Source organism: Marinobacter sp. (assembly GCF_033722195.1).
Lineage (GTDB): Bacteria > Pseudomonadota > Gammaproteobacteria > Pseudomonadales > Oleiphilaceae > Marinobacter.
This window is the reverse complement of sequence record NZ_JAWVZL010000142.1, coordinates 1-5,994: the sequence shown is the minus strand read 5'-3', so window position 1 is coordinate 5,994 and position 5,994 is coordinate 1. Positions and strand designations below refer to the sequence as shown.

The 5,994-nt window shown below is 65.2% G+C and carries 6 protein-coding genes and 1 pseudogene; 4 read left to right on the top strand and 3 right to left on the bottom strand.

Translation table 11 applies throughout. The features are described from left to right. Positions 1 to 108: 108 nt before the first annotated feature. On the bottom strand, positions 109 to 786 hold the full coding sequence (ftsE, locus tag R3280_RS15755; protein WP_318999563.1) for a cell division ATP-binding protein FtsE: 678 nt from the start codon (positions 784 to 786) through the stop codon (positions 109 to 111). 9 nt (positions 787 to 795) lie between these two features. Beyond that, positions 796 to 1,956, bottom strand: a complete 1,161-nt coding sequence (gene ftsY, locus R3280_RS15750) for a signal recognition particle-docking protein FtsY (protein WP_318999562.1) — start codon at positions 1,954 to 1,956, stop codon at positions 796 to 798. Positions 1,957 to 2,174: 218 nt separating this feature from the next. Between ftsY and rsmD the strand changes: the two genes are divergently transcribed. Beyond that, positions 2,175 to 2,786, top strand: coding sequence for a 16S rRNA (guanine(966)-N(2))-methyltransferase RsmD (rsmD, locus tag R3280_RS15745; protein ID WP_318999561.1), 612 nt, complete (start codon positions 2,175 to 2,177; stop codon positions 2,784 to 2,786). A 42-nt stretch (positions 2,787 to 2,828) separates the two neighbouring features. Here rsmD and R3280_RS15740 read toward each other — a convergent pair whose 3' ends face one another. Further along, entirely contained in the window at positions 2,829 to 4,004 is a 1,176-nt protein-coding gene (locus R3280_RS15740) for a fatty acid desaturase (RefSeq protein ID WP_318999560.1), read from the bottom strand. 305 nt (positions 4,005 to 4,309) lie between these two features. On the opposite strand from R3280_RS15740, the gene mutM reads away from it, so the two are divergent. The 3 genes and pseudogenes from mutM to R3280_RS15725 form a co-directional block, all read left to right on the top strand. After that, on the top strand, positions 4,310 to 5,122 hold the full coding sequence (gene mutM / locus R3280_RS15735) for a bifunctional DNA-formamidopyrimidine glycosylase/DNA-(apurinic or apyrimidinic site) lyase (RefSeq protein ID WP_318999559.1): 813 nt from the start codon (positions 4,310 to 4,312) through the stop codon (positions 5,120 to 5,122). 144 nt (positions 5,123 to 5,266) lie between these two features. Next, positions 5,267 to 5,605, top strand: a complete 339-nt coding sequence (locus R3280_RS15730; protein ID WP_318999558.1) for a hypothetical protein — start codon at positions 5,267 to 5,269, stop codon at positions 5,603 to 5,605. A gap of 117 nt (positions 5,606 to 5,722) precedes the next feature. Then, a pseudogene (locus R3280_RS15725) lies at positions 5,723 to 5,994 on the top strand (haloacid dehalogenase); the annotation flags it as partial.

The following is a 5,994-nucleotide window of genomic DNA, read 5'->3' as shown; positions in this document are numbered from 1 at the left end:
TAGGTCTCCAGCATCTCCCGCCAGGGCGCCTTGCCACGGCGGGCACCGCGCTGCGGGGATTTGCCGGAGCTCTCCGGAGGGGATCGACGGGCGTTCATCGGGCATTCCTCACGATCGCACCGCCGGCGAGCCGCCCGCCACCAGACGGCCCTGATCCAGGGTCAGGGTGCGGCGGGCCATGTCGTTGATCAGGGCGATGTCGTGGCTGGCGATCAGTACCGTGACGCCGACCTGACTGAACTGCTCGAACAGGTGCATGATGTCCGCCGACAGCGCCGGGTCCAGGTTACCGGTGGGCTCATCCGCCAGCAGCACCGGCGGCTTGTTGACCACCGCCCGAGCAATCCCCACCCGCTGCTGCTCCCCGCCGGACAGCTGCACCGGGTTCATTTTCTCCTTGCTCAGCAGGCCCACCTTGTCCAGCGCCGCCCGCACCCGGCGGCCGATGTCCCGGCTCGACACCCCCATGACCTCCAGCGGCATGGCGACGTTGTCGAAAACCGTCCGGTCGAACAGCAGCTGGTGATTCTGGAAGACCACGCCAATGTGGCGGCGGATGTAGGGCACCTGCCGCCGGGGCAGGCTGTTGAGACGCTGGCCGCCCACCACCACGTGGCCGGCACTGGGACGTTCCATCAGCATGATGAGCTTGAGGAGGGTGCTCTTGCCGGCACCGGAGTGGCCGGTCAGGAAGGCCATCTCGCCCCGTCCCAGGTGGAAATTCACCTGCTTCAGGGCGGTGTGGTCACTGTCATAGCGCTTGGTGACCTGCTCGAATTCGATCATCAGCCGGGACTACTCATCAAACAGCGCACTCACGAAGGTCTCGGCGTCGAACTCCCGCAGATCCTCCAACTGCTCGCCCACCCCGATGTAACGGATCGGCAGCTTGAGCTGGCGGGCAATGGCAAACACGATACCACCCTTGGCGGTGCCGTCGAGCTTGGTGAGGGTAATACCGCTGACGCCCACCGCCTGCTGGAATACCTGGGCCTGGCTGAGGGCATTCTGGCCGGTGCCGGCGTCCAGCACCAGCATGACCTCGTGGGGCGCCTCCGGATCCAGCTTTTTCATCACCCGGACCACCTTCTCCAGCTCGGTCATCAGGTTGTCCTTGTTCTGCAGCCGGCCGGCGGTGTCGGCGATGACCACGTCGATCTGCCGGGAGGCGGCGGACTGGACTGCGTCAAAAATCACCGAGGCACTGTCGGCCCCGGTATGCTGGGCCACCACCGGCACCTTGTTGCGCTCGCCCCAGACCTGCAGCTGCTCCACCGCCGCGGCCCGGAAGGTGTCGCCGGCCGCCAGCATCACCGATTGGCCGTCCTGCTGGAACTTGCGGGCCAGCTTGCCGATGGTGGTGGTCTTGCCGACCCCGTTGACACCCACCATCAGGATCACGAAGGGCTTTTTGCCGGTATCAACCTTCAGGGGCTCGGAGGCGCCTGCCAACAGGTCCCGCAGCTCCTGCTTGAGGGCGTGCTTGAGGGCCTGGCCGTCCTTCAGCTGCTTGCGCTCCAGCTTGGCAGTCAGGGAGTCGATGATCTCCGAAGTGGCGGTCACCCCCACATCGGCCATCAGCAGGGTGGTCTCGATCTCCTCCAGCAGGTCCCGGTCAACGCTCTTGCCCACCGAGAACAGGTCCGCCAGATTGGAGGACAGGTTGTCCCGGGTCTTGCCCAGCCCCTGACGGATGCGCTGGAAGACGCTGACCGTGGGTTCCTCCGGCGCCGGCACCGGTTCTGGCGCGGGCGGTGCCTCGACTTCCGGCTCGGCCTCGCCGACCTCCGGCTCCGCCCGGGCGGGTGACGGCTGTGGTCCCTTGGCGGTCTCCGGCTTGCGCCGGGCTACCGGCCGGGGCCGGGGCAGCTGCCGCCGCTTTGCCACCAGTTCCGCCACGAACACCAGCACAAGGAAGGCCAGGAAGCCAATCGAGATCCACTCTGCCATTGTCATTACCGTTCAATCCTGAGAGTTGCGGGCCCAAGTTGGCACCAAGGCGAAGCCTGCCTGGCCGGTCCCGGAAATGAGAAGAGCGGACATTCTAGCGGCCGGGCCGTTGAGCGTCCAAACCTTGCGCTTATGACGACGGGATTTTTTCGCTAACATGGGCCCGCGGCGCCCGGGCAGCGGGCCGCCCCAGATTCGTCTTCACCCAGACAGGGCCGGACCCCATGGCAAAATCCAGAGCCGCTCGAAAACCCGCCGCCGGTGCCGGCGAGCTGCGCATCATCGGCGGTGACTGGCGCAGCCGGCGCTTGCGTTTTCCGGAGGCCGGCGGGGTAAGGCCGACCCCGGCCCGGACCCGGGAAACCCTGTTCAACTGGCTGGTGTACCACCTGGCCGGCAGCCGCTGCCTGGATCTGTTCGCCGGCAGCGGCGCGCTCGGTCTGGAAGCGCTGTCCCGGGGCGCCGGTACCGCCACCCTGGTGGATCACACACCGGCGCTGGCGCAGGCGCTGAAGGCCAACCTCAGGGCGCTGGACTGTGACCGGGCCGAAGTGGTCTGCCAGAGTGTGGAAAGCTACCTGCGCCAGCCACCCGGCGCCCCCTTCGACATCGTGTTCATGGACCCGCCCTTCCGCCAGGGCTGGCTGGACACCCTGTTCCCGCTGCTGGCCCAGCCCGGCTGGATCCGCGACGGCGGCTGGGTCTACGTGGAGCAGGAAAGCGACGGCGCGACCACCACCCCGCCGGCAGCCTGGCAGCTGCACCGCCAGAAGACCGCCGGCCAGGTCCGCTACAGCCTCTACCGGGTCGGCGCCGGCACCGAGCCGCAGACATAAAAAAGCCCCGCACGGGGCGGGGCTTCTCGCTGCGGCCTGGCGTTACATGGGCCGCAGGGCGTAGGACTTCAGGTGAGCGGCGAAGTCTTCCAGGTAGCGGATGCCGCTGGCCTCGGCGTCGCGGCACCAGTCCATCAGCGCATGCAGCTTCTCCTGGGGCTTGACCCCGCGCCGGCGCCAGAGCGCCTGCAGCTCGTGGCTCTTCTCATAGATCTGGCGCAGCACCGCGTTTTTCTCCAACAGGGTTTCCAGCTGCTCCTGGTCCCTGGGCTTGATCAGGGTCACTTCCCGAGACAGCAGCTTGCGGAACTGGCGATACCGGGGCTTGATCTCGTCTTCCATCAGGTGCTTCTGCTGACGCAGCACCGGCTCCATTACCCGCTTGCGGTATTGGCGCATGATATCGAACCGGTTGTTGGCGATGGCCTGCACGGTTTCCACATCCACATCCAGCTTGCCGGGCACCGAGTGGGCAATGGGCCGGTAGCCCTTGGGCTTGGCCAGACCGAAAAGCTGGAACAGGCGGATGTAGCCCCAGCCAATGTCCACCTCGAACCAGCGCCGGGACAGCTTGGAGGAGTTCGGATAGGTGTGGTGGTTGTTGTGCAACTCCTCACCGCCGATAAAGATCGCCAGGGGTACGATGTTCCTGGCGTTGTCCGAGCATTCGAAATTGCGATAGCCGAAGTAGTGGCCGATACCGTTGATCACGCCGGCGGCCCAGACCGGGATCCACATCATCTGCAGAGCCCAGATCCAGATACCGTGCACACCGAACAGGGCCAGGTTGATCACCGCCATCAGGGCGATACCCAGGGTACGGTGGCGGCTGTACAGGTTGCGCTCGACCCAGTCTTCCGGGGTGCGCTGGCCATAACGCTCCAGGGTTTCCGGAGTGGCGGCCTCGGCGTAGAGCTCGGCGCCTTCCAACACCACCTTCTTCAGGCCCCTGACCACCGGGCTGTGGGGATCATTCTCGGTCTCGCACATGGCGTGGTGCTTGCGGTGGATGGCGGTCCACTCTTTGGTGTTGATGCTGGTGGTCAGCCACAGCCAGAACCGGAAGAAATGCTTCAGTACCGGATTCAGGTCCAGCGAATTATGGGCCGAATGGCGGTGAAGGTAGAGCGTCACACTCACAATGGTGACATGGGTGAGACCCAGCGCCACCAGCACGAGCTGCCACACGGGGAGGTCCAGAAGACCGTTGTACCACATAGGGGAATCCTTCAATCCAGAACCCGGGCCGCAGCCCGCTTTGTTATATTCAATGACTTGCTTTATTGGCTTCCGTCACTCTAGCGTACAGCTGTAAGCCAGAACAACCCGATTTTGACGCCATTTGGTTACCGAATGCACCCTCGGGTAACCGGTTCACACAATGGTCTGCCCCGGTGGACAGCCCCTGGCCCGAAGGGTTCCCCGGTCCGCATTGACAGCGCCGGAGACAAAGGCACAATCGTCAACGGCAGAGGCCGGAAAACACCCCGCCCGCCCTGTTGTCGGCCACCCAGGAGAGCCCCTTGCCAGAACTGCCCGAAGTCGAAACCACCCGCCGCGGCGTCGAGCCCTTCGTGCTGGACCAGCGTATCGAGCGGGTAACCGTCCGGGACAGCCGCCTGCGCTGGCCGGTGCCGGCGGACCTGGCGGAGCATCTGGAGGGTGAGCCGGTGCTGGCGGTGGAGCGCCGGGCCAAGTACCTGCTGCTGCGGGTGGCGGGCGGCACGGTGATCGTCCACCTGGGCATGTCCGGCAGCCTACGGGTAATCACCGACACCAGCCCACTCCTCAAGCACGACCATGTCGAACTCACCATGGCCAGCGGTGTCCGGGTCCGTTTCAACGACCCGCGCCGTTTCGGCTGCTGGCTCTGGACCACCGAGCCGGAGCGGCACCCGCTACTGGCAAGCCTCGGCCCGGAACCGCTGGACCCGGTGTTCAACGGCGCCTACCTGCATCGGCTGGCGGGCAGCAGGACCACCCCGGTGAAGCATTTCCTGATGGACAATCACACGGTGGTGGGCGTCGGTAACATCTACGCCAACGAGGCCCTGTTCAAGGCCGGCATCCACCCAAAGCGGGCAGCCGGGAGGATCAGCCGGGACCGCTATATCCTGCTGGCGGAAGCCATCCGGGAGACCCTGAGCGCCGCCATCCTGATGGGCGGCACCACCCTGCGGGATTTCGTCAACAGTGACGGCAAGCCCGGCTATTTCGCCCAGTCGCTGCAGGTCTACGGTCGCGGCGGCGAGCCCTGCCGCCATTGCACCACGCCACTGAAGGAAATCCGCATGAGCCAGCGCACCACCGTCTATTGTCCCCGGTGCCAGCGCTGAAGGGCCGGGATGCGGTGGCCGCAACCGGCGCAAGCGCACAGAAATCCGTTTGAAAATGCGTAAATATGATTCATAGTTAAGACAATGTTGACGGGTCCGCCAGGCTGGATGAGCATGGGCCAACCCAATCAGGAGATGAGAATTATGTCCGCAAAGTTTTCACGCAGTCTGATCACAGCGGTGGCGGTGTGCCTGATGGCCTTCGCATCCATGGGCCACGCCCGGGCCGTTGACGAGACACCTTCGGCGCTTGCCATGACCGGCGACGCCCTGCTGGCCCGCCCGGCCTTGCTGGCCACCACCATCGTGGGCAGCGCCGTCTACCTGGTGTCCCTGCCCTTCTCGCTGCTGGGGGGCAATGCCGAGGAAGCGGGTGAAACCCTGGTGATCGGTCCGGCCAAGGCCACGTTCGTGCGCTGCCTGGGCTGCACCATGACCGGCCGCAAGCAGACCGTGGTGACCCAGGAAGAAATGGCCCAGTAACAGCCTCATCCGTCCGTCCCCGGGGCCTCTGGGCGCCGGGGACTGTCGTTATTCCCTACTTGCCAAGCCGGCGCCAGTCCGGCAGCCTGACAGCATTGATGTCAGGTAACCCCCGCTATGATTGAATGGTCCCGGGTCGACACCGTCTTTCTTGATATGGACGGTACCCTGCTCGACCTGCACTACGACAGCCACTTCTGGCTGGAACATCTGCCCCGGCGCTATGCCGAGCACACCGGCGTGGCCACAGAGCAGGCGCTGGCCACCATCCTGGATATCATCCGGACCGAGAAAGGCACCCTGAACTGGTACTGCACCGACTACTGGAGCCGGCGCCTGGCCATGGATGTGGCGGCCCTCAAGGCGGAGGTGCGGGACCGCATCGCCTA